The organism is Nocardia sp. NPDC004654 (assembly GCF_040609595.1).
Taxonomy (GTDB): domain Bacteria; phylum Actinomycetota; class Actinomycetes; order Mycobacteriales; family Mycobacteriaceae; genus Nocardia.
Genome location: NZ_JBEXKI010000002.1, coordinates 744,215 through 768,913, shown reverse-complemented (window position 1 = coordinate 768,913; position 24,699 = coordinate 744,215). Strand labels below are relative to the sequence as shown.

Below are 24,699 nucleotides of genomic sequence, written 5' to 3'. Positions count from 1 at the left end.
GTTCATCGGGGCAACATGCACTGGCATCGAAAGCGAGCGGCGGGCGAAGCTTGGTGGAGCCGTGGAGCGAGCGGGTCGAGCGGCACTTCGGTGAAGCGGCGACCTTGAGGCGCACAGGTCACCCTGATAGTAAAGACTTCGCAAAGCGCATGGAAAGTTATATGGTGCCAACGGGGACAACTGCTATCAAAATGTGATGCAAGTCACATTTTGACCCAGGCGCGACCGCCTCTCCGACGGCGCGTGCACCGCGGAGGCGCGCGACGCTAGCTGGCGGACAGTTTGGCGGGCATGGAGCGGTAGCTGTTGAGGTTCACCAGGCCACGCGGGATCGGCGGGCCGTCCAGACGCAGATCCGGGTACCGCTCGAAGAGGGCTCGGAGCCCGATGGCGCCTTCCAATCGGGCGAGGTGGGCGCCCAGGCAGCTGTGCAACCCGCTGCTGAACGAGAGATGTTCCGTGGCGTTGGCTCTGGTCACGTCGAATCGTTCGGGATCGGGGAAGACGCCGGGGTCTTTGTTCGCACCCTGCAGCAACAGCAGGATCAGCGAACCGGATTCGACGTGCTGATCGGCGATGTCGACGTCGCAACTCGCGATGCGGCCCGTTATCCGGATGGGACCGTCGTAGCGCAGGATCTCCTCGACCGCGCCCGGCCACAGCTCCGGCTGCGCCATCAGCATTTCCAGCTGGTCCGGATGGCGTCTCAGCAAGGCGATTCCGTTGCCGAGCATGTTCACCGTCGTCAAGAATCCGGCGTCGAGCAGCAGGGCCGCGTTGGCTATCTGCTCGCGACGGGTGAGCTCACCACCCGTTACCAGCAGGCTGAGCACATCGTCGCCCGGTTCGGCGGCGAGCCCGGTGATGTGTTGGTCGAAATACCGCTGCCCCTCGGCCAAGTCCTCGATGGCGCGGCGGAAAGTGGCCCAGGTCAGGCCACGGTCGAGCAGCGGCGCACCGGTGTCTCCCCACCTCAGCAGGGTCGAATGCATGTCGGCGGGCAACCCGAGAATCTCGGCGATGATCGCGATGGGCAACCGCTCCGAAAAATCGGAGATCAGATCCGGTCGCGGCGTCGATTCCAGGCGTTCGAGCAGGTCATCGGTCACTTCTACGACCCGCTCCCGAAGTTTGGCTATCGCCTTCGGAGCGAATGCCTGCCCGACAAGGCGTCGGTACTTGGTGTGGTCCGGCGGATCGGTCACCAGCATCGAGGGCGGTTCCGCGAGGTTGGGAAGCCCCAGGTCCGTCTTGGTCAGCACCCATCGCATCGGCTCCGGCAGGGCTCGATTGCTGGGCGTGACCGTGCCGAAGCGACGGTCCCGCAGGATGAGCCGGCACAGTTCGTGGTCCGCGGTCACGCGCACCTGCCGCGATATCGTGGGCATCCGGCCCTGCTGCCGGACCGCCTCTACCGAGCGCGGCGCGCCGCGCACGCGATCCGGGCCGACCACGATCTGCGCGAGGGGATCGCCACGACGTGCCGCCACCAAGAGGTAGGTCCGTGCCAAGCGATGGAGGACCAGCCACCGTATCCACGCGCGCGCCAACATTTGCCACCTCCCACGCCGGATCTTCCCATCGTAGAACGCCACCACCCCCGGCTGGCTAATACTTGGCTAGCATCGTCATGTACCGGCTCGCCCGCGCGTAACCGAGTTTCCCAACACACACCACGAGGTATGGGGATGTGATGGAGCGACCTTCAGATCCCGTGAGGGCCCCACTGGACCGGCGCGGTTTCGTCAAGGGCGTCGGCCTGGCCACCGCGATGCTGGGTCTCGCGGGGGGAAGCACGCTCGCGCCGGGCACTTCTCCGGCGTGGGCCGATGACTACCGCCTGAGCCCGAACGCGTTGCTGTACCGCGCACTGGTGCCGGAGATCTTCGCGCCGCTGCCGGACCCGCCGGACCATGTGCCCGCGATCGTCGTCGGATCGGGTTTCGGGGCGTCCATCGCCGCGCTGCGCCTGGCACAGTCCGGGATCGAGGTCGCGGTGCTGGAGCGCGGGTCGCGCTGGCCGAATGATCTGTGGCGCAACATCTTCGCCATCGACACGATTCCGGATGGCCGTGGCTTCTGGCATCGCACCACGTTCACCGGCGTGACCAGGGCCACCATGTCGTTCGATTTCTTCGGCGGGGTCCTCGACGTTTCCAGCTACCCGGGCATGGATGTGTGGCGCGGCGCGTGCGTGGGCGGCGGCTCGGTGGTGTTCACCGGGGTGATGCTCGAGCCCGAGCAGCGGTTCTTCGACCATGTGTTCGGCGGCGTGGTCGACTACCGCGAGATGCACGACATCTACTACCCCCGAGTCCGAGACACGTTGCGGCCCAGCCCGATACCGGACGACCTCTATCACTCCATCGCGTTCGCGCACTCGCGGGCCTGGGACGGCCAGGTCCGCGCGGCCGGCTACACGCCGCAGCGAATCGACGGCATGTGGAATTGGCACATCATCCGCGACGAGCTGGCCGGACGATCCCAGCCGTCGGCGACGGTCGGCTGTTCCAACCTCGGCAATTCCAACGGCGCGAAGTTCGATCTGAACCAGAACTACCTGCGCTATGCCGAGGGCACCGGCCGCGCCCGGATCTACCCGGGCCATCGCGTGGACGCCATCGCCAAGGAACCCGGAGCGTCGGGTCGCTATACCGTTGCCCTGACCAAACTCGCGCCTACCGGCGAGGTGCTCCGAACCCGGACACTGACCTGCGACCGGCTGTTCCTCGGTGCGGGCTCCATCGGCACCTCCGAGCTGCTGGTGCGCGCGCGGGACACCGGCGCGCTGCCGAACCTGAACGAACACATCGGCGAAGGCTGGGGCAGCAACGGTGATGTCGGCTTGGCGCGACCGCTCAGCTCGCTCGACCTGGGCACGCAGGGCGCACCGTCCGCGAGCCGAATTCTGGACGAGGCGGGGGCGCCCGTCTCGCTGGAGAACTGGTTCATCCCCGGCGTGACGCCTTTCGATATCACCACACTCGCATCGCTGGGCATCGTGCTCGACGACACCCGCGGCCGGTTCGTCTACAACCCGGCCGATGGACGGGTGAACCTGCAGTGGCCGGACAACGGCGCGGCCGGCTACCTCGCGCGGGCGCTGGAAGTCAACGACAAGGTGACGTGTCCCTGCCCGCCCATCGCCCTCCGGGTCGTGGGCGGGGACGCCTCGTTCACCTCGCATCCGTTGGGCGGCGCTGTGATCGGACGCGCGACAGACAGGTACGGCCGGGTGCGCGGTTATCGAGGCTTGTACGTGATGGACGGGGCGGCTGTGCCCGGCAGCACCGGAACAGTGAACCCCGCGTTGACGATCAGTGCGCTGGCCGAGCGCAATATCGAAGAGATCATCAGCTCTGGGGAGTAGATTCCCCGAACCCATTGTCGCCGAATACGGACAAACAAGACGCAAGATCGTGCGACGGCGCAGCGGACCTGCACTTATTACGTGTCCACATATCGCCAAGGGCATCGGAGTTTTCAATCCCGCTTTCGAAAATTCGCGCATCGAGATGGCGAATAATTCATAAGTCGAGCGGATCACAATACGGACCCATGCGCTTCCAAGATCGCCGCGGAGAAGCAGCGGAGCGCCGTCCAACACTTTCGCGAGTATTCACCTTATGAGGCGATGCGGAGAGCGAGCCTCCGGGGGTATACGCATACCAATCAGTCGGCTTATACTGGGCGCGGTCGGGTCTGGAGGCAAGTGATGACCGTTCCGCGACCGCAGTCCCCGCTCGACCAGGGGCCGGGCGGGGACGCCGAGCCCGACGTGTCGGTCACTCAGCCGGTGCCGCTGTCCGCTGGACAGCGGGGGCTGTGGCTGGCGCAGAAATTGAGCCCGGATGTGCCGATATGTGAGGCACAGTATCTCGAGTTCCATGGGGATCTGGATCTCGACTTACTTCGCAAGGTTTCGATTCGAGCGGGCCACGAATTCCAATCCGGATATATGCGACTGGTCGAGATCGACGGTGAGCCGCATCAGTTGTTCGACCCGTCGCTGGATTCGACGGGGCCGCTCATCGATATGCGTGGCGAACCGGACCCCATGGCGGCTGCCTTGCAGTGGATGCGCCGGGAGTACACCTCGCCTTTCGATATGATGCGAGACCGGTTGCTGACGTGGGTGATGGTGCAGGTCGGCGATCGGCATTTCCTGTGGTACCTCAAGGGTCACCACGTCGCAGGGGACGGCTACGCCGCGATGACGGTGATGAACCGGGTCGCGGCGCTGTACACAGCGGCGGTGGAGGGCCGGACAGCGGAGCCGAACCAAGCGGCGGACCTGCGCACCCTCTACGAGGCCGATCGCAGTTACCGGGAGTCCAAGCGATTCGCCAGCGACCAAGCGTATTGGCTCGACCGACTCGCCGGCGTCGAGGAGGAGTCCAGCCTGGCCGCCGGATACGCGCCCGCCCGCGCGGACAGTGTCGTGGCGAAGGCCGAGCTGCCCGCCGAGACGGTGGGGCGGATCGATCGTTCCGCGCAGGCGTTGGACGCGACCCCCGCCGCGGTGGTGATCGCCGCGTTCGGAAGTTATCTGGCCCGGATGACCGGCCGGGACGAGGTCATGGTCAATATTCCCGTGTCGGGTCGCACCACCGCGGTGCTGCGGCGGTCCGCTGGAGTCTTCGTCAACGTTGTGCCGCTTCCGATCGCGCTCGGTACGGGCGACACGATCGCGACGCTGGTGCGGCGCGTGCAGTCCGACCTGATCGGAGCGTTGCGGCACCAGCGGTGCGGCCTCACCGACATTCGCGCCGCCGCGGGACACAACGGACAGCGGCGTTTCGCCGGCCCGGTGGTGAATGTCATGTTCTTCCACCAGGAACTCCGGCTCGGGTCGATGTCCGCGGAATTCCACATCCTCAGCTCCGGGCCGGTCGAGGATTTGCTGGTCGACCTCTACCAGGCAGGCGACCCGCCACAGACGATCCTGCACTTCATGGCCAATCCGAACCTCTACACCGGCCCCGAACTGTCGGCGCACTACACCAGATTCGTCCAGTTCCTCGACGCGTTCGCCGCCGCCGCACCGGACACCGATCTCGGCCAGGTCCACCCCGACAGCGCCCGGCACGGCGCCGGAATACGGCGCCGCCGCGAGAACCTGGCGTTCTGGCGAGCCACGCTCGCGGACCTTCCCGAGGAGCTGTATCTCCCGGTGGACAGGTCGCCCGCGGTGAGGTCGGATCGGCGTGCCACCCTCGGCTACTCGATGGGCGCCGAGTTGGTTCTGTCCTTGGAAAAGTTTGCACGGCAACGTGGTTCGCCACTGCCCATGGTGATTCACAGCGCGTTGGCTGTCCTGCTCGCCCGGTTGAGCGGTTCGACCGATATTTCGATCGGCACGCCGGTCGCCGTCCGCCTCGCGGCCGAGCTCGACGACGAGGCCGATATGTTCGTCAACACCCTGGCGTTGCGGACCGAGGTCGATCTCGACGAGTCGTTCACCGACCTACTCGGCCGGATCGGGCAGGTCGACCTCGATGCCTTCGGGCACGCCGATGTTCCGTTCGAGCAACTGGTCGATCAACTCGCTCCGCGACGGTCGCAGGCTCGCCACCCGCTGTGTCAGGTGATGCTGGCTTTCCAGAATTTGGAGCGGGCGGAACTGGAGGTGCCCGGTCTGGATGTGTCGGTGGTCGATTTGCCCGACGAGGCGTCTCGTTTCGACCTACGGGTCGTGCTGTCGGACGATCACGACAGTGGCGGCATTGCGGTAGCGCTCACCTATGCCACCGATTTGTTCGATGCCGCGACGATCGATTCGTTCGCGCACCGGTGGATCCAGATACTCGAGTCGGTGGCCGCCGATCCCACCGCCGCGGTGGGGGGCATCGAGGTGCTCGAGCCTGCCGAGCGAGCCGACCTACTGTCCCGCTCTGGTGCGCCCGCGGTGGCGCCCACTACTTTGGCCGACTTGGCGACCGCAGCGGTCGCACGGGATCCCGACGCCACGGCGATCGTTTTCGAGGGGCGGCAGCTGAGCTACCGAGAACTCGACGAGCGTTCGAATCGGTTGGCCCGTTTACTGATTCAGCGCGGCGTCGGCCCGGAGGATATCGTCGCGATCGGCATGCCGCGCTCCGCGGATTCCGTACTCGCGGTATGGGCGGTCGCCAAGTCGGGTGCCGCGTTTCTACCGATCGACCCGACCTATCCCCGCGAACGCATCACCCACATGGTGACCGATTCCCACGCGGCGATCGGTCTCACGGTCACCTCGGCGCGAACGCGATTGCCCGACGACATCGACTGGTTGACACCGGAGGACCTCGACGACGTCGAGGACCGCCCCGTCACCGACGGTGACCGGGTACGCCCGCTGCGTGTCGATGACCTCGCCTATGTCATCTACACCTCCGGATCGACCGGACTGCCCAAGGGTGTCGCGGTCACCCACCGCGGACTCGCCAACTGCGCCACCGAGCACCGGCACGCCATGGGCATCGAACCCGGTTCTCGTATCGTGCATTCGGCTTCGCCGAGCTTCGACGTATCGGTACTGGAATTGCTGTTGGCGTTGTGCGCGGGTGCGACCATGGTCATCGCCCCCAGCGACGTCTACGGCGGCGACGAACTCGCCGAACTGCTCGACCGCGAGCAGGTCAGTCATATGCTGATCACGCCTTCGGCGTTGTCCACCATCGACCACACTCGTTGGCCGCTAACGTATTTGCGATACCTGCTGGTCGGCGGCGAGGGCTACGGCACCGAGTTGGTCGAGCGCTGGAGCGACGGCGACCGGAGCGTATTCAACGAGTACGGCCCTACCGAAGCCACCATCGCCGCGACGTTGACTCCCCCGTTGACGGCCGGTGAGTTGGTGACGATCGGTGGCCCGATTCGCGGTGTCTCGGAATGGGTTCTGGATCAGCGGCTGCAACCGGTGCCGGTTGGTGTCGCGGGTGAGTTGTACGTCGCGGGTGCTCTGCTGGCCCGCGGATACCATCGCCGGACCGCTTTGACGGCCGAGCGTTTCGTAGCGTGCCCCTGGAGGCCCGGCGAGCGGATGTATCGCACAGGGGACGTGGTCCGGTGGACCGCCGATGGAGCGATCCAGCATCTCGGCCGATCCGATTTCCAGGTGAAGATTCGTGGCCGTCGTATCGAACTCGGCGAGATCGATGCGACGCTCTCCGCTCACGAGAGCGTCGGTTTCGCCGTGACGATCGGCCACCGCAACGATGCCGGGACCGAGTCGTTGGCTTCGTATGTCGTTGCCGCGTCGAGCAATTCGATCGATACCACGATCCTGACCGAGTACCTGGCCGACCGGTTGCCGTCCTATATGGTCCCGTCCGCGATCATGGTGCTGGAGCGTATCCCTTTGACGTCGGTGGGCAAGCTGGATCGCAAGGCGCTGCCCGATCCGGTATTCACCGACTACAAGGCCTTCCGCGCACCGCGGACACCCCTCGAACGCACGATCGCCGGATCGTTCGCCGAGGTATTGCGAATCGATGCCGTCGGCCTCGACGACTCGTTCTTCGCCCTCGGCGGGGACAGCGTGGTCGCGACCAGGGTCGCCGCGCGGCTGGGGGCCGCGCTGGACACCGAGATTCCGGTGCGGCTGTTGTTCGAGGCGCCCACGGTAGCGGCGCTGGCTGCCCGCGTAGAGCAGCATTCCGGCGCCGGTCGGCAACGCCCACCGCTGATCGCCGGGCCGCGCCCGGACCTCGTGCCCTTGGCGCCTGCCCAGCAACGGATGTGGTTCTTCAACCAGTACGACACCGGCTCGGGGGCGTACAACGTGCCGATCGCCATCCGGTTGCGTGGCGAGTTGAATGTCGAGGCACTGCGATCGGCCATGGTCGACGTCCTGCGCAGGCACGAGTCCTTACGGACGCGGTATCCGGACCACGACGGAATGCTGATCCAGCTCATCGAACCCGCCGACGAGATAAACCCCGAGCTGGCCCTGGTATCGGTTCCTGCGAGCCACGTGGACACGGCGGTAACCGAATTCGTCACCGCAGGCTTCGATGTGAGCGCCCGGCCGCCGGTCCGTGCCCGATTGTTCCGCGCTGCCGACAGCGAGGAGCCCGAATACGTGCTGGCCGTCGTCGTGCACCACATCGCCGCGGACGGTTTCTCCATGGCACCGCTGGCCCGCGACGTGACGACCGCGTACACCACCCGAACCCGCGGCGAAGTCCCTTCGTGGACACCGCTGCCCGTCCAGTACGCGGATTACGCACTGTGGCAACGAGCTACTCTCGGCTCGCCCGACGATCCGGAATCGCTGAGCGCCCAGCAGATCCGGTACTGGACCGAAACCCTGGACGGAGTCACCGAAGAACTTCGTCTGCCGACCGACAGGCCGAGGCCGGTGGTGGCGTCCAATCGAGGCGCCACCATCGACTACACCCTGGACGCCGAGTTGGTGCGGACATTGGAAAGACTGGCGCGGCACCATAGTTCGTCACTGTTCATGGTGATCCACGGCGCGCTGGCGGTCCTGCTCGCCCGGTTGAGCGGCACCACCGATATTCCGATCGGGACACCGATCGCCGGGCGCGGCGCGGCCGAACTCGACGACGTGATCGGCATGTTCGTCAACACCCTGGTCTTGCGGACCCGGATCGATCCCGACGAGTCGTTCACCGATCTGCTCGATCGAGTCAGGCAGATCGATCTGGATGCCTTCGGACACGCCGACGTGCCGTTCGAGCAACTGGTCGATCAACTCGCTCCCCAACGATCCCAGTCCCGGCACCCCCTGTTCCAGGTGATGCTGGCATTCCAGAATCTGGAACAGGTGAAGCTCGAACTGCCCGGTCTCGATGTATCGGTGGTCGACCTTCCCAACGAAGTGTCTCGTTTCGACCTGCAGGTCGTCCTGTCGGACACCCACAACGGTGGCGAGATGGCGGTAGCGGTCACCTACGCCACGGAGCTGTTCGACACCGCGACGATCGACTCCCTCGTACAGCGGTGGATCCGGATACTCGAGTCGGTGGCCACCGATCCCACAGTCCCGGTCGGGATGATCGAGGTGCTCGAGGCCGCCGAACGTGCCGACCTGGTGTCGCGCTCCGGCGGGCCCGCGGCGGCGCCCGCCACACTGGCCGACCTGTTGACCGCGGCGGCCGCACGAGATCCCCATGCCGCGGCGATCGTTTTCGAGGGGCGGCAGCTGAGCTATCGGGAGGTGGACGAGCGTTCGAATCGGTTGGCCCGGATATTGATTCAGCGCGGTGTCGGCCCGGAGGATATCGTCGCGATCGGCATGCCGCGCTCCGCGGATTCCGTACTCGCGGTGTGGGCGGTCGCCAAGACCGGCGCCGCTTTTCTGCCGATCGACCCGACCAATCCCATCGAACGCATCACCCACATCGTGGCCGATTCCAAGGCGGCGATCGGTCTGACCGTGCCATCAGCGCGAAGCCGATTACCCGACGCCATCGACTGGTTGACACCGGAAAACCTCCCCGAGACCGAGAACCGCCCCGTCACCGATAGCGACCGGATACGCCCGCTGCGTGTCGACCACGTCGCCTACGTCCTCTACACCTCCGGATCGACCGGACTGCCCAAAGGCGTCGCGGTCACCCACCGCGGACTCCGCAACTGCGCCACCGTGCACCGGCATGGCATGAGAATCGGATCAGGTTCTCGCGTTCTGCATCTGGCTTCGCCGAGCTTCGATGTGTCGGTACTGGAATTACTGGACGCGGTGTACTGGGTCGCGACCATGGTCATCGCGCCCAGCGATGTCTACGGCGGCGACGAACTCGGCGAATTGCTCGACCGGGAGCACGTCAGCCATCTCCTGATCACGCCCTCGGCATTGTCCACCATCGACCGCAATCGTTGGCCGCTACCGGATTTGCGAAATCTCTTGGTCGGCGGCGAGGACTGCGGCGCCGAGTTGGTCGCACGCTGGAGCGACGACCACCGGAACATGGTCAACGAATATGGGCCCACCGAGACCACGATCGCCGCGACGCTGGCCTCCCCACTGACGGCAGACGAACCGGTCACTATCGGTAAGCCGATCCGTGGTGCCTCCGTATGGGTGCTCGATCAACGACTACAACCCGTAACAGCCGGCGTGACAGGCGAATTGTATGTCGCGGGCACCTTGCTGGCCCGCGGATACCACCGCCGGGCGGGTCTCACCGCCGCGCGTTTCGTAGCATGCCCGTGGGCGCCCGGCGAACGCATGTACCGCACCGGAGACTTGGTCCGATGGACGGCCCACGGAGCGCTCCAACATCTCGGCCGGTCGGACTTCCAGGTCAAGATTCGTGGTCTGCGCATCGAGCTCGGGGAGATCGATGCGTCGCTCACCGCCCATGAGACCGTCGATTTCGCCGCCACGATCGGTCACCGCGGCGATTCCGGGTCCCAGTCGCTGGTTTCGTATGTCTTCGCCGCGCCGGGTAAGTCGATAGATACCACGACCCTGACCGAGTACCTCACGGGCCGGTTGCCGTCCTATATGGTCCCGTCCACGATCATGGTGCTGGATCGGATCCCCTTGACCGCGGCGGGCAAGCTGGATCGCAACGCACTCCCCGATCCGGTATTCGTCGGCGACAAGGCGTTCCGAGCACCCGAGACACCGCTCGAACGCACGATCGCCGAATCGTTCGCCGGTGTCCTGGGTATCGACACGGTCGGCCTCGACGATTCGTTCTTCGCCCTCGGCGGCGACAGCATCAGGTCGATCCAGCTGGTCACTCGGGCCGGGGCGGCAGGGGTGGTGTTCTCCGCGCGCGACGTGTTCGAGCGCAAAACCGTTGCCGGGCTGGCCCAGATCGCCGTCCTCGACAGCACCGCGGCGTCCGCCCTTCCGAAGGAACTGCCCGGCGGGGGTGTCGGGCCGATACCGCTGACGCCGAACATGCGACGGCTGATCGAAGGCGCGGAGCGGGGGTTCGACCGCTTCTCGCAGGCGATGATGCTGGCTCCGCCCGCGGGGATCGACCAGCGGAAGCTGGCGGCCACGGTGCAGGCGGTACTCGATCGGCACGACATGCTGCGCGCGCGGCTGCGCCCCGGCGCCGAGGGGAGCTGGGCCTGGGAGGTGCTGCCGATCGGGAAGATTCGAGCCGACGACGTCGTCCGCCGGGTGGCGATGGCGGGGCAGCCGGGAAGCGACGAGTTCCGTGCGTCGGTGGCGGCGGAATCGGCGGCCGCCGCGGATCGGCTCGATCCGGGCGCCGGGATCGTGATGCAGATGGTCTGGTTCGATCCGGTCGACGCGGCGGAGTCGAGCAGAGTGCTTGTGCTGGTGCATCGTTCGGCGATCGACAGGGCGTCCTGGCGGGTGCTGGTTGCCGATTTGGCGGTCGCGTGGGCGCGGATCGAGTCCGGCGAGCCACCCGATCCGGCCCCGGTCGGGACATCGATGCGCAGGTGGGCGCACGGGCTGGTCGAGGCAGCCCAACGCCCGGAGCGGACCGCCGAGCTCGACTTGTGGCAGGCGATGGCCACCCGGGACGATCCGGTGATCGGATCCCGGCCTCTCGACCCCGAGATCGATGTGGCTGCCACGATCCGTACGGTCGAGGTCGTCGTGTCCCCCGAGGTGACCGAAGCGCTGTCGACCGACGTCCCAGCGGCATTCCACGGCAGTGTGGGCGACGGGTTGCTGGCCGCGCTGGCGGTAGCGGTGACGAAGTGGCGGCGCCAGCGTACGACGGAACTCGCGGAGGTGGTGATCGATCTCGAAGGGCTCGGCCGTGCGGAGGACGCCGTCCCGGGCTCGGATCTGACCCGGACGGTCGGCTGGTTCGCCACGAGTTTTCCGATGCGCCTGGACCTTTCGGACATCGATCTCGAGGACGCGTGCGCCGGTGGCCCGGCTATGGGGGCAGCGGTCAAGTCTGTCAAGGAGCAGCTGCGCGCCGTTCCGGACCACGGAATCGGCTACGGCTTGTTGCGATATCTCAACGAAGACACCGGACCGATTCTCGCAACCCGGCCGACGCCGCAGATCGCGTTCGACTACACCGCCACGGATCTTCCCGAAGAAATACTTTCGGCCGGATGGATGCCGGTGGATGATCCCGCCGCTGCCGGTGCGCGGAATCCGGATATGCCGGTGTCGGCAGTGCTCGACATCAAGGCCTGCACCGACGACGAGGCGGGCCGTCCGCGGTTGCGGGCGATCTGGTCGTATCCCGCCGGGGTGCTCACCGCCGACGAGGTACGCGAGGTGGCGGAGTCGTGGCGCCGAGTCTTGACCGCGTTGGCCAGACATGTCCAGCACGCCGGGTCCGGCGGACGGACGCCGTCGGACCTAACTCTGGTCCGGCTCGGGCAGTCCGAAATCGAGCGACTCGAAGACAGCTATCCGGCGTTGAGCGACGTCTGGCCGTTGACTCCGTTGCAGGAGGGGTTGCTGTTCCATGCGCTGGTGTCCGAAGAGTCCATGGACGCCTACTTGGTGCAGTTGGTCCTCGAGCTGCGTGGGCGGGTCGACCCGGAGCGGCTGCGCCGAGCCGCGCAGGTGCTGCTCGACCGGCATGCGAATTTGCGCACCGCGTTCGTCACCGACACCGCCGCCGGACCGGTGCAGGTGGTCAACGAAAACGTCGAGGTCCCCTGGTCGGAGCTCGACCTGTCCGGGCTCGCGGACGGTGCCCGCGACCGCGAGTGGGATCGGCTGATGGCCGCGGACCGGGCGGCCCGGTTCGACCCGGCTCGTGCCCCACTGCTGCGCTGGATGCTGGTCACCACGGGGCCCGAGCACTACCGGCTGGTGCTGACCAACCATCACCTGCTGCTCGACGGCTGGTCGACGCCGCTGCTTCTGAAGGAGTTGCTGATCCTCTACGCCACCGACGGCGACGCCGCGATCCTGCCTCGCCTCCGTCCCTACCGGGACTTCTTGGCGGAGATCGGCGGGCGAGACCCGACCGCTTCGCTCGACGCCTGGGCTCGCGCGTTCGACGGCGCCGACGGGCCGACCCTGGTGGCTCCGGCCGATCCCGGCCGCCCGTACACCGAATCGCGTGAGGTGGTCGGCGAACTGACCGAGGAACAGACCGCGTCGCTGACCGGCCTGGCGCGCGCTCGTGGCGTCACCCTCAACACCGTGATCCAGACGGCATGGGCGATCGTGTTGGGCGCGTTCACGTCCCGGGACGACGTGACGTTCGGCGCCACGGTGTCCGGACGGCCCCCGCGGATCGCGGGCATCGAGTCGATGATCGGACTGTTCATCAACACACTGCCGGTGCGCGTCCGCCTCGATCCCGCCGAGAGCTTGGGCCAGCTGCTCGACCGAATCCAGGCGGAGCAGGCCGGACTGCTCGATCACCACTACGTGGGTCTGACCGACATCGAGCGGGTGGCCAGGCCCGCGGCGGTCTTCGACACGATCACGGTGTTCGAGTCCTTCCCGATCGATCGCGGCGGGCTGACCGCGGACACCGATATCGCCGGCATGCGGCTGATCGACGTGACCAGCGTCAACGCCGCGCACTATCCGCTGGGAGTGGTCGCGCGGGTCGACACCCGACTGCACGTCGAGATCAACTACCTGCCCGAACTCTTCGACCGGGACACTATGGACGCGACCCTGCGGAGGTTCCTGCGCGTCATCGGCGCCGTCGCCGCCGACCCGGATCTGCCGCTGGCGCGGCTGGACCTGCTCTCCCCGGCCGAACACCGGGAGTTGACGCCGGTTTCGGGCGATCCAGCGGTGCGGGAGCGGGTGCTGCCGGAGTTGCTGGCGACGGCGGTGCAGCGGGATCCGGGGGCGGTCGCGGTGGTGTGCGGGGATCGGTGGTGGACGTACGGCGAGCTGGACGCGGAGTCGAATCGGTTGGCCCGCTTGTTGATCGGCCGGGGTGTCGGGCCGGAGGCGAGTGTCGCGGTCGGATTGCCGCGGTCGGTCGATTCGGTACTGGCGGTATGGGCGGTGGCTAAGTCGGGGGCAGCGTTCGTGCCGGTGGATCCGCAGTACCCGGCGAGCCGGATCGAGCACATGCTCACCGATTCCGGTGTGGCGGTGGGGATCACACGGCCGGAGTGGCGGGATCGGCTGCCCGGGACTGTTCCGTGGTTGATCCTCGGCGAGGTCGAAACGGAGGCCGCGGGGTTGTCGTCGGCGCCGGTGACCGATGCGGAGCGAACATCGGCGGTGCGGGTCGACAACGCGGCGTACGTGATCTACACGTCCGGCTCGACAGGTGTGCCGAAGGGTGTGGTGGTGTCGCATCGAGGGTTGGCGAACCTGGTGGCCGAGGAATGTTCGCGGTTCGGCACCGGGCCGAGCGCGCGGGTGCTGGCTTTCGCGTCTCCGAGTTTCGACGCGGCGGTGCTGGAACACCTGTTGGCGTTCGCGGCGGGCGGTCGGCTGGTGATCGCGCCCCCGACCGTCTACGGCGGAGACGAGCTGGCGCGGATCCTGTCGCGCACGAAGGTGACCCATGTCGCGCTGACGCCCGCGGCTTTGGGGACGGTCGATCCCGCCGGGCTCGACGACCTCGGCACCATCGTGACCGGTGGCGAAGCGCCCACACCGACACTGGTGTCGCGGTGGGCGCCGGGCCGGAGATTCTTCAACACCTACGGCCCGGCCGAGGCCACGATCCTGACCGATGCCGGTGCGCCGATAGTGGCAGGTGAGGCGGTGACGATCGGTGGACCGATCCGCGGGGTCGGCCAGGTCGTGCTCGACGCGTGGTTGCGGCCGGTGGCGATCGGGGTCGTCGGCGAGTTGTATCTGGCGGGCCCCGGCCTGGCCCGCGGCTACCGCAACGGGACGGGTCTGACGGCATCGCGGTTCGTCGCCGATCCGTTCGAGGGCCCGGGACAACGCATGTATCGGACCGGCGACCTGGTGCGGTGGGCGCGACTACCTGACCGGAGTCTGGCGCTCGAATATGTGGGCCGGTCGGATTTCCAGGTCAAGATTCGTGGTTTCCGCGTCGAGCTCGGCGAGGTCGAATCGGCTCTGGTCGCCTGCCCGGGTGTGGCCCGAGCAGCGGCGACTGTGCACCGGGACCCCGCCACCGGCGACCGGTTGATCGGGTACGTCGAGCCCGAGCACCGCGCGGACCTCGACGCGGCCGCGGTCCGCGCGTTCGCCGCGGAGCGGTTGGCCTCGCACATGGTGCCCGCGACCGTGATGGTGCTCGACGCGCTCCCGGTGACGGCGAACGGCAAGATCGACCGCGCCGCTCTGCCCGAGCCGGACTTCACCGCGGGCCGAGCCGAATTCCGGGCACCGGCCACCGACGTGGAGACGACGCTGGCGCGACTGTTCGCCGAGGTACTGGGTATCGACACGGTCGGTGCCGACGATTCGTTCTTCGCCCTCGGCGGCGACAGCATCATGTCGATCCAGCTGGTGACGCGAGCGAGGGCTGCGGGTGTGGTGTTCTCCGCGCGCGAGGTGTTCGAGCGCAAGACGGTCGCCGGACTGGCCGAGATCGCCGTTCTCGACGACAGCGCCGCGGCGACCTCCCTTCCGGCGGAACTGCCCGGCGGGGGCGTGGGACCGGTACCGCTGACGCCGATCATGCATTGGATGATCGAGCGCGGCGGCTTCGATCGCTTCTGCCAGTGGGTGATGCTCACCCTGCCGACCGGCATCGATGCCACCGGAATCGGCGCCACCGTCCAGGCGGTGATCGATCACCACGACATGCTGCGCGCTCGGCTACAGCCGGAACCCGCGCACCCGTCGGGGTGGACGCTACGGGTGCAGCCGACCGCGATGCCCGCCGCCGGGCTGATCCGGCGGGTGCCGGTGGATGTGGCGCCGGACAGCAGCGCCTTCGCGGCGCTCGCCGACGCCGAGGCGAACGCGGCGGCCGAACGCCTCGACCCCGCGGCCGGAGTCGTGCTGCAGCTGGTCTGGTTCGACTGGGCCGGACAACAGGGACGGCTGCTCGTCGTCGCGCACCACTTGGTGATCGACGGCGTGTCGTGGCGGATCCTCGTCCCCGATCTCGCCGTGGCGTGGGCCCAGCTGAGTGCCGGACAGCGGCCGCGGCTCGCGCCCGTCGGCACGTCGGTGCGGCGCTGGGCGCATGCGCTGAACACCGCCGCCGGAAGCCTCGACGAACTCGACTGGTGGCAGTCCACGCTCGCCGCCGACGATCCGCCGATCGGTGCCCGCCCGATCGACCCGTCCGTGGACGTGCAAGCCACCACCGCCACCGTCGAGGTGGCGCTTCCCACCGCGGTGACCCGCGCCGTACTCACCACCCTGCCCAGGGCGTTCCACGGCAACGTGGACGACGCCCTCGTCGCCGGGCTCGCGCTGGCGCTGACCCGATGGCGGCGCCGCCGCGGCGATACCGTCGCCGAGACGCTGCTCACCCTCGAAAGCCACGGCCGCCACGACACGGTGCTTCCCGGCGCCGACCTCACCCGCACCATCGGATGGTTCACCACCACCTACCCGGTCCGGCTCGACGTGTCCGGTATCGACATCGACGACGCCTTCGCCGCCGGGGATGCCGCCGCGGCGGTCGTCAAGTCGGTCAAGGAACAACTCCGGCGGGTCCCCGACCACGGGATCGGCTACGGACTGCTGCGTTATCTCAACGCCGATACCGCCCCCGTCCTGCGTGAATTGCCCACTCCCCAGGTGAGTTTCAACTACCTCGGCCGACTCGACACCACTCCCCCGACGTTGCGCGACATCGGGTGGATGCCCGCAGGCGACGGACCCGAGGGCGGCAGCATCCAGAACCCCGACGCGCCCGTCGCTGCCCTGCTCGGCATCAACGCGGTCACCATCGATACCTCGGACGGGCCCACCCTTACCGCGGCCTGGGAGTATCCGACCGGCGTGCTCACCTCCACCGAGGTCACCGACCTCGCGGAACTGTGGCGCGACGCGGTGACCGCACTGGCCGCACACGCGTCCCGCCCCGACGCGGGCGGGCTCACCCCTTCCGACGTCGGCCTCGTCGACCTCGACCAAGCCGCGATCGACCGGCTCGCGGCCGGACGTTCGACACTGGACGACATTTGGCCGCTCACGCCGCTGCAAAAAGGGTTGCTGTTCCACGCCCAGCTCGCCGACGGCACCCTCGACGCCTACATAGTGCAACTCGGTCTGGAACTCGGCGGGCGCGTCGACGCCGACCGGCTGCGCCGCGCCGCGCAGGCTCTCCTCGGACGTCACCCGAACCTGCGGACCGCATTCGTGCGCGATGGCGCCCGCGAAGCGGTCCAGGTGGTGCACCAGCACGTCGACGTGCCGTTCACCGAGATCGACCTGGCCGGGCGCGACGACACGGAAGCCGCACTCGAAGAGTTCATGGACGCCGACCGCCGCGCATGCTTCGACGTGACCACCGCGCCGCTGCTGCGACTCACCCTGATCAGCACCGCGCCCCGGCGGTATCGACTGCTGCTGAGCATGCACCACATCCTGATAGACGGCTGGTCCACGCCACTGCTCATCCGAGAACTGCTGACCCTCTACGCCGCCGACAGCGACCCCACGGTGTTGCCCACGGTGCGCCCCTACCGCGACTACCTGCGGTGGCTGAACGCCCAGGACCGTGACGCCGCGGAAGCCGCGTGGGCGCGGGCATTCGAGGGCATCGCCGAGCCGACCCTGCTGGCGCCCGCGGATCGCGGCCGCCGACCCACCATCGCCGCGCGCGAAGTCCAGGTGCGACTGAGCCAGCAGCGCACCGCGGCCCTTGTCGCGGTGGCCCATCGACAAGAGGCCACGCTCAACACCCTCGTCGAAGCCGCCTGGGCGATCGTGCTCGCCACCTCGACCGCCCGCGAGGACGTGGTCTTCGGCACCACCGTCTCCGGGCGCCCGCCGCAGATCCCCGGCATCGAATCGATGATCGGGTTGTTCGTCAACACCGTGCCCGTCCGGATCCGGCTCGATTACGACGAAACGCTCGCCGAGCTACTGCGGCGAATCCAAGCCGAACAGGCCGCGCTGCTCGACCATCACCACCTCGGGCTCACCGAGATCCAGCGCGTGGCCGGTCCCGGCGCGATGTTCGACACCGTGACCGTCCTCGAGTCCTACCCGGTCGACCGGGCCGGTCTGTCCGAAGACACCGACATCGCGGGGATGCACGTTCTCGACGTCGACGGACGCGACGCCGCGCACTATCCGCTCGGCCTGGTCGTCCATCAGGACACCCGAGTGCACCTGACCTTCAAATACCTGCCGGAACTGTTCACCCGACACCAGATCGACGCCATCGCCGACCGAATGCTGCGCGTGCTCGACACCCTCGCCGAACACATCGACCTCCCGCTGACCCAGCTGGAGTTGCTGTCGCCGGAGGAACGAGCCACCTTGGTCCCCGTTCGCGGTCGCCCCGGTCTGCCGCTATCGATCTTGCCGCAGGTGTTGACGGCCGCGATGACGCCGGACACGGAAGCGGTGGTCTGCGACGGCTCGAGGCTGTCCTACCGCGAACTCGACGAGATTTCGAACCGGTGGGCGCGGGTATTGATCGAGGCGGGAACAGGACCGGAATCGATGGTGGCCATAGCGTTACCGCGCTCCGTCGACGCCGTGATCGCCGTGTGGGCGGTCGCCAAATCCGGTGGCGCGTTCGTCCCCATCGATCCCGCCCATCCCCGGGACCGGATCACCGGCATGCTCACCGATTCCGGTGCCGCCGTAGGGCTGACACTCGGGATCCACCGAGACCAGCTGCCGGACACCACCGATTGGCTTGCCCTCGACGACCCGTCCTTCGCGGCGACGACAGCGTCGGCGTCCCCCGCCGCGATCACCGACCGCGACCGCACGACCACGCTACGGCCACACCACCCGGCCTATCTGATGTTCACCTCGGGCTCCACCGGGATTCCCAAAGGCGTCGTGGTCACCCACAGCGGAATCGCGGACCTGGCCGCCGAAACGCGGGAACGGTTCGGCCTCACCCCGGCCTCTCGGGTGCTGGGCGCCGCCGCCCTGACCTTCGACGTCTCGGTCCTCGAATGGCTCAGCGCCGCGGCCGCGGGCGCCACGCTGGTCCTCGCACCCGCACCGGTGGTCGCGGGCGCAGACCTGGCACAGGTGATCAAGACCGAACGCGTCACCCACGCCGCCTTCACTCCGACAGTGCTCGCCTCGCTGCCCCCCGACGAACTCGACACCCTCGGCACCCTGATCCTCGGCGGCGAGACATGCCCACCGGACCTGGCAGCGCAGTGGATTCCGGGCCGGACGGTGATCAGCTCCTACGGTGCTACCGAAACCACCATCATGAGCTGCGCCGACGCTCCCGCGACCACCAACGCTCCGATGACGATCGGCGGCCCGACCCGCGGATTCACCGCCGTCGTACTCGACCGCAGACTGCGGCCAGTCCCACCCGGAGTCGTCGGCGAACTGTACGTGTCCGGACCGGGCCTCGCCCGCGGCTACCACAGGCAACCCGTAACCACAGCAGCCCGATTCGTCCCCGACCCGTACGGGCCGCCTGGGACACGGATGTACCGCACCGGCGACCTGGTGACCTGGACCGCCGACCGAACCCTGCGATACAAGGGCCGCAGCGACCTGCAACTCAAGATCCACGGACACCGCATCGAACGCGGCGACATCGAAGCCGCGCTACGCGGCCACCCCGACATCACCCACGCCGCCGTCACCGTCCACAGCCGATCCAACGGCTCCGGCCAACTCACCGGCTACGTCGTCCCCGCCCCGCACACCACGCCCGACACCCTCGCGCTGACCACCTATCTCGCGACCCGGCTACCCACCCACATGATCCCCACCGCGATCCTCACCCTCGACCGGATCCCCCTCACCTCCACCGGCAAACTCGACTACAAAGCCCTACCCGCACCCGACCGGCGGCATTCCCGATTCCGGCCGCCGTCCACCCCACTCGAGACCACCGTCTGCGACGCCTTCGCCCGGACTCTCGACATCGAACGCGTCGGCGTCGACGACGGCTTCTTCGCCCTCGGCGGCAATTCGCTGGCCGCCACCCAGCTGGTTGCGCGGCTGGCGGAATCGACCGGCGCCGACGTGCCGATTCAATGGGTCTTCACCGACCCGACACCGCACTTGCTGGCTCGCCGCATCGATGCCCGCCTGCGCGGCCTCGAGGAACAGGATTCCGGCGACGCACTGTCGGTGCTACTCCCGCTGCGTGCTGCGGGAACCGGCCCACCACTGGTCTGCGTCCACCCCGCCATCGGATTGGCTTGGGGCTTCAGCGGACTCGTGCAGCACGTCGACCCCGACCGTCCCGTGTACGGACTGCAATCCCCGACGCTGACCGATCCCACCGCGCGGTTCGACACACTCGACCACCTCGCCGCCCGCTACGTACGGGAGATGCGGTCCGCCCAGCCGCACGGCCCTTACCACTTGCTCGGCTATTCGCTCGGCGGCACCATCGCCCACGCGATCGCCGTCCAACTCCGCCGAGACGGTGAACAGGTGGCGACCCTGGCCATGATGGACACCCGAGTCGTCACCGACCGCATCGTCGGCACTCTGGCCCCCACCACCGCGGACTTGCTGACCGAGTTCGGCGGCCTCGCCGCTTTCGAGCTTCCCGCCGACCTCACCTTCGAGGTCGCGGCCGAGTTGCTGCATCGGCAGGGCGGACTCTTCACCGCCCTGACCGCCGAGCATCTCGTGACCCTGCACCGCGACTACACCCGGCTCGTCGACCTCACCCGAAACCACCGGCCCGCATCCTTCGCCGGTGACCTGATCTACTTCAGCTCCACTCCGGACCACAGGGACAACGGCCCCTCTCCGGCTCTCGCATGGAACAAACACATCACCGGCCGCATCACCGAACACCGCATTCCCGCCCGGCACGAACGGATGACCGACCCGGACGCACTCCGCACAATCGGCCTCGTCCTCACCGAGCACTTCCACGAGCTACACATCGATCGAGTTCGTGGCTGAGGGGTGATCGTGAGCAAGACACGCTGGAGCAGAGGACTGTCGCGGGCGCCCTCGGTACGAAGCCGCGCCTGCATAGCTACGCTCGCTCAATTGCGGTGACGGGGCGATGTCGGCTCCGAGTCGAGCCCAGGATGGATGCGAATTGATCGCACCTAATATCGCTCACAGGCTGCGCTATTCTCTCGAAATAGCGCTGACCTGCGGCTTTTGAGTGGTCCCAGCTGGGATCGAACCAGCGACCTTCCGCGTGTGAGGCGGACGCTCTCCCGCTGAGCTATGAGACCGAACTCTCCGTTCGGGCGGCGACTGGAGTGGCCCTCCGAACGAGATGGAACATTAGCACGCTCTACCGGTCAGCCACCAAATCGCCACTTGGACAGCACCGATTCGTCGTGTTGCGGGTGAGTGGTCGTGTTGCGCGTGAGCCACGGCGCCGCCCCGCACCGAACCCCGGTCTTCACCCCAAGCGACCGACCGAACGAGATGCCGCGCTCGCGGGTCGAGGGCGACTCCTCGGCCCACACACCTCCCCAGTCCCCCACACCCCACCGGCCGCATCGGCCACATTCGCAACTTCGCCGTTTCCGGCCGTTCTACCAGCGGATTTGTACCTTTCGCCGGGCGTCGGCTAATGTTCTGTCTCGCACCGAGGAGGCCGGAACGGAAGCCCCCGAGATGCAAATGCGGATGTAGCGCAGCTGGTAGCGCATCACCTTGCCAAGGTGAGGGTCGCGGGTTCGAATCCCGTCATCCGCTCGAGAGGTAGGGCCAGGCAGTGTAAACAGCCTTCCCCCTTTGCGCGGTGGAGTGGCCGAGTGGTGAGGCAACGGCCTGCAAAGCCGTGCACACGGGTTCGATTCCCGTCTCCACCTCGCGCGATTAGCTCAGCGGGAGAGCGCTTCCCTGACACGGAAGAGGTCACTGGTTCAATCCCAGTATCGCGCACCACCGTCTCACAGATCGGACCCGGTTATCACCGGGTCCGATTTTGTTTCTGTCCACTACGGCACTACCTCGACGCGCCGGATGGTCGGCGCCCAGCCGGGCCGCACTGACGAACCGAGGCTCGCAGCTGCACTGCACGGCTAGGATTCCGCGGGGTGGATACTGTGTTCGAATCCGCGCCCTACCCGACTAGTTGCGGCCAATGCGGATCCCCCGCCGAGGTAACAGTCATCGAAACTCTCGTAGGAAACGACCACGGGTGGGACATGGTGACAGATTGCTCGATGTGTGAAAACGTCTGGCACGAATGCGGTTACGAGCCTCCGCTGCCCGAAAGTGTTCGCGATGCCCTCCTGGCCGCGAATGGTCCGACCACCCTTTCACGGTCGAGGCAGGCAGCACATCCACGGCGGCAGTCATGAAAGCCCTTCGCGCCGCGCGGTCGCTATCCCTGTCGGAGGCGCGATCGCTGGCCGATACAGCCTTCGAGACCGGGCTGGAGGGGACTCTCGTCGAAATGCAGGTGATAGCGCGGCTACTTCGCAGGGCGGGGGCGAGCGTGAGCGTTCAGAGGCTCAGCGGCGACCTATGATTCGCGGCGGGGTGCCGCTGGTTGTGTGGGTGGCTCGGCCTCGTAGGGCCGGGATTGTCGGTGGTTCTCGTTAGGCTGCGGGTTGTGGCTGGTGAATTGGGGTTTGGCGGCGAGGGGGACGGGGGGTTGTTCGTGGACGACATTCGGGGGGAGGTGTCGTTCGGGCTCGAAGAGGTGAACGAGGGGGTGGCGGGGATGGTGGGGGTGTTCGCGGAGCGGCGGAAGCGGGATGCGGAGATTTTGGGGTATCGGCTGGGGATCGGCGGGGAGGGGCCGGAGACGTTGGCGCGGATCGGGGCGCGGTTCGATTTGGCGCGGGATCGGGTGCGGCAGTTGCACACTCGGGCGGTCGGGCAGATGTTGCGGGAGGCGGCGCTGAGCCGGGGGCAGGCGGAGGTGTTCGCGCAGCGGTATCCGGTGGACTGGCGGGATTCGGCGCTGGTGCGGGCGCTGCTGGTGGAGACGTACGCGACCGACACGGATTTGGCGGCCAACGAGTTGTCGTATCTGAAGCTGCGGCTCGCGGGGCACGCTCCGGAGGACGCGAAGCGGATCGCGGGCTACGTCATGCAGCGGATCATGGCGTGGCAGAAGAAGACGAATCGGCAGCTGGCGAAATTGCGCGACGCCGAACCCGCGGCCGCCACGGAGGTCGGTGAGTGGTCGGCGCGAATCGAGTGGCCTTCGCGCGCGCCCGCCGCACTGCCGACGAGTTCCGCGCGGACAGTCGACGGTGACGACGACGGTCGCGGACGGTTCTACCTGGACAAAGTGGGCCGCGACGTCGGCTTCGACTCCGCGCTTCAGGCCAGGCTATTGCGAACGCTCAACGCGGCGGACCTGGTCGAGACGTTCCAGGAACATCCGGTGGCGGTGCCGTACGACATCGACGGTTCGGAACGTGTCCACTACCCGAGCGTCGGCGCACGTCTCACCGACGGACGGGTGGTGCTGATCGACGTGCAGCCGCTCGGCCACGTCGCCTTCCACGTCAACCGCGCCAGGTCCGCCGCCGCCAGAGCCCGCGCGCACGCGGAAGGCTGGGGATGGCTGGTCTGGACGGGCAGCCGCCTCGGTCTACCGGAGCTGGCCCGCCGCAAGGTGGATGCCAGTCACGAAAAGGGACTCACCGAACTCGTCGAACGCGGCCCGGTGCCGTGGCAAGAAATACGGCGGCTGCACCACGAGACCGGCTTCGAACTCCTCGACTTCGCCGCGCTGGTGCTGCGCAACGAATGGCGTTGGGACCGCGGCCCCTTCCGCCTGACCAGCGCCTGATCCGCTACTCCCAGCCCCGTATAGCAATCGAAACTCAGCGCACCACCATCGCCGCCGCGAGGAACGTCACGATCAGCAGCATCGCGCAGTAGGTGATCAGTTGCCAGTGGCTGACGGTTTGCTGAAGGCCGGCGATGGTGGTGCGCAGGCTGTTGTCCACGCGGTGGTGATCGGCGAGCTTGCGGTTCACCTCGGCCAGGGCGTCGGCCTGTTCCTGGGCGTCGTGTTCGGCGCGCTCCAGGCGGGCGGTCAGCTTCATGACCTGTTTCTGCTTGTCTCTGACCGATTTCCGGGAGAGGGCGAGCGCGGTGCGCTGGTTCATCAGCTCCTGCCGCTGCCGGGCGATCACCGCGGCCTGTGTTCTCGTGTGATGCTCCCAGTCGGTCACGGTGGCCCATCCTCCCGTCATCTCGTCGCGAAAACCCCAAACGATCTCACCCGACACCCAGCCGCGCAAGAACTCGCGCAGTTCGAACGGCGCCCGCTTGGGCATCGCGACCGCGCTGTGCTCGGCGTCGAGCATGCCCATGTCGGCGAGGTAATCGCAGGCGGGCGGGGCGAAGTCGGCGATGCCGAGCGCGGGCAGGTGAGCGACCCAGTACCCGGGCTGGCACAGCCACAGCACGCCGTCGCAACCCGCCTCGCGTAACCGGGCCGTGTGCTCCAGGGCGAGGGTCCGGTCCAGCGGCCCGCCACGCACCTCGATGGCGTAGGTCCGCTCGCCGATCCGCCACAGGATGTCGACGCGGATGCCGCCGATGCGCCGATCCACGTCGGCCTCGTCGGCGCCGAACGCGACCAGCCTGCCGCACAACCAATACTTGAGTCGCTGGAGATCCCATTGGGCGTGAGCGCATCCGGGACACCGGCAGCTGTACCGGGACCGATCACTCACCGCGGTACGGATCTCGTCCGGCACATCGGCGATGCCCAATTCGGCGAGCACCGCCCGACGCCCGCAAGCCTGCTCCACGCGCTGCGTCGTTCTCACGCGATCACTCCCCTGCCCAACACCGCACGGTCT

General features: G+C 67.5%; 5 protein-coding genes and 4 tRNA genes. 6 read left to right on the top strand and 3 right to left on the bottom strand.

Annotated elements, in window-relative coordinates:
* Window positions 1-266 precede the first annotated feature (266 nt).
* Window positions 267-1,511 carry a cytochrome P450 gene (locus ABZV58_RS09305; RefSeq protein WP_354999633.1) on the bottom strand — a complete coding sequence of 415 codons (1,245 nt, stop codon included), beginning with the start codon at window positions 1,509-1,511 and terminating at the stop codon, window positions 267-269.
* Between the two features lie 182 nt (window positions 1,512-1,693).
* Here ABZV58_RS09305 and ABZV58_RS09300 point away from each other — a divergent pair, with 182 nt between their 5' ends.
* Both ABZV58_RS09300 and ABZV58_RS09295 read left to right on the top strand, forming a co-directional pair.
* Window positions 1,694-3,370: a GMC oxidoreductase gene (locus ABZV58_RS09300; protein ID WP_354999632.1), complete on the top strand. Its 1,677-nt coding sequence runs from the start codon at window positions 1,694-1,696 to the stop codon at window positions 3,368-3,370.
* Window positions 3,371-3,715: 345 nt separating this feature from the next.
* Window positions 3,716-20,860 carry an amino acid adenylation domain-containing protein gene (locus ABZV58_RS09295; protein ID WP_354999631.1) on the top strand — a complete coding sequence of 5,715 codons (17,145 nt, stop codon included), beginning with the start codon at window positions 3,716-3,718 and terminating at the stop codon, window positions 20,858-20,860.
* Window positions 20,861-21,072: 212 nt separating this feature from the next.
* Here ABZV58_RS09295 and ABZV58_RS09290 read toward each other — a convergent pair.
* Window positions 21,073-21,144, bottom strand: a tRNA-Val gene (locus ABZV58_RS09290).
* A 399-nt stretch (window positions 21,145-21,543) separates the two neighbouring features.
* Between ABZV58_RS09290 and ABZV58_RS09285 the strand changes: the two genes are divergently transcribed.
* The 4 genes from ABZV58_RS09285 (at window position 21,544) to ABZV58_RS09270 (ending at window position 23,675) form a co-directional block, all read left to right on the top strand.
* A tRNA-Gly gene (locus ABZV58_RS09285) sits at window positions 21,544-21,616 on the top strand.
* Window positions 21,617-21,661: 45 nt separating this feature from the next.
* A tRNA-Cys gene (locus ABZV58_RS09280) sits at window positions 21,662-21,732 on the top strand.
* A 1-nt stretch (window position 21,733) separates the two neighbouring features.
* Window positions 21,734-21,808, top strand: a tRNA-Val gene (locus tag ABZV58_RS09275).
* A 721-nt stretch (window positions 21,809-22,529) separates the two neighbouring features.
* Window positions 22,530-23,675, top strand: coding sequence for a sigma factor-like helix-turn-helix DNA-binding protein (locus ABZV58_RS09270; protein ID WP_354999630.1), 1,146 nt, complete (start codon window positions 22,530-22,532; stop codon window positions 23,673-23,675).
* A gap of 34 nt (window positions 23,676-23,709) precedes the next feature.
* Here the strand turns inward: ABZV58_RS09270 and ABZV58_RS09265 are convergent, their stop codons facing one another.
* A complete protein-coding gene (locus tag ABZV58_RS09265; RefSeq protein WP_354999629.1) occupies window positions 23,710-24,666 on the bottom strand; it encodes a hypothetical protein in 957 nt (318 codons plus the stop codon).
* Between the last annotated feature and the right edge of the window lie 33 nt (window positions 24,667-24,699).

What these genes read in the sequence shown, in the direction of transcription:
- ABZV58_RS09300 (WP_354999632.1), top strand. Translation starts at nt 1,694, where the DNA reads ATGGAGCGACCTTCAGATCCCGTGAGGGCCCCACTGGACCGGCGCGGT.
- ABZV58_RS09295 (WP_354999631.1), top strand. Translation starts at nt 3,716, where the DNA reads ATGACCGTTCCGCGACCGCAGTCCCCGCTCGACCAGGGGCCGGGCGGG.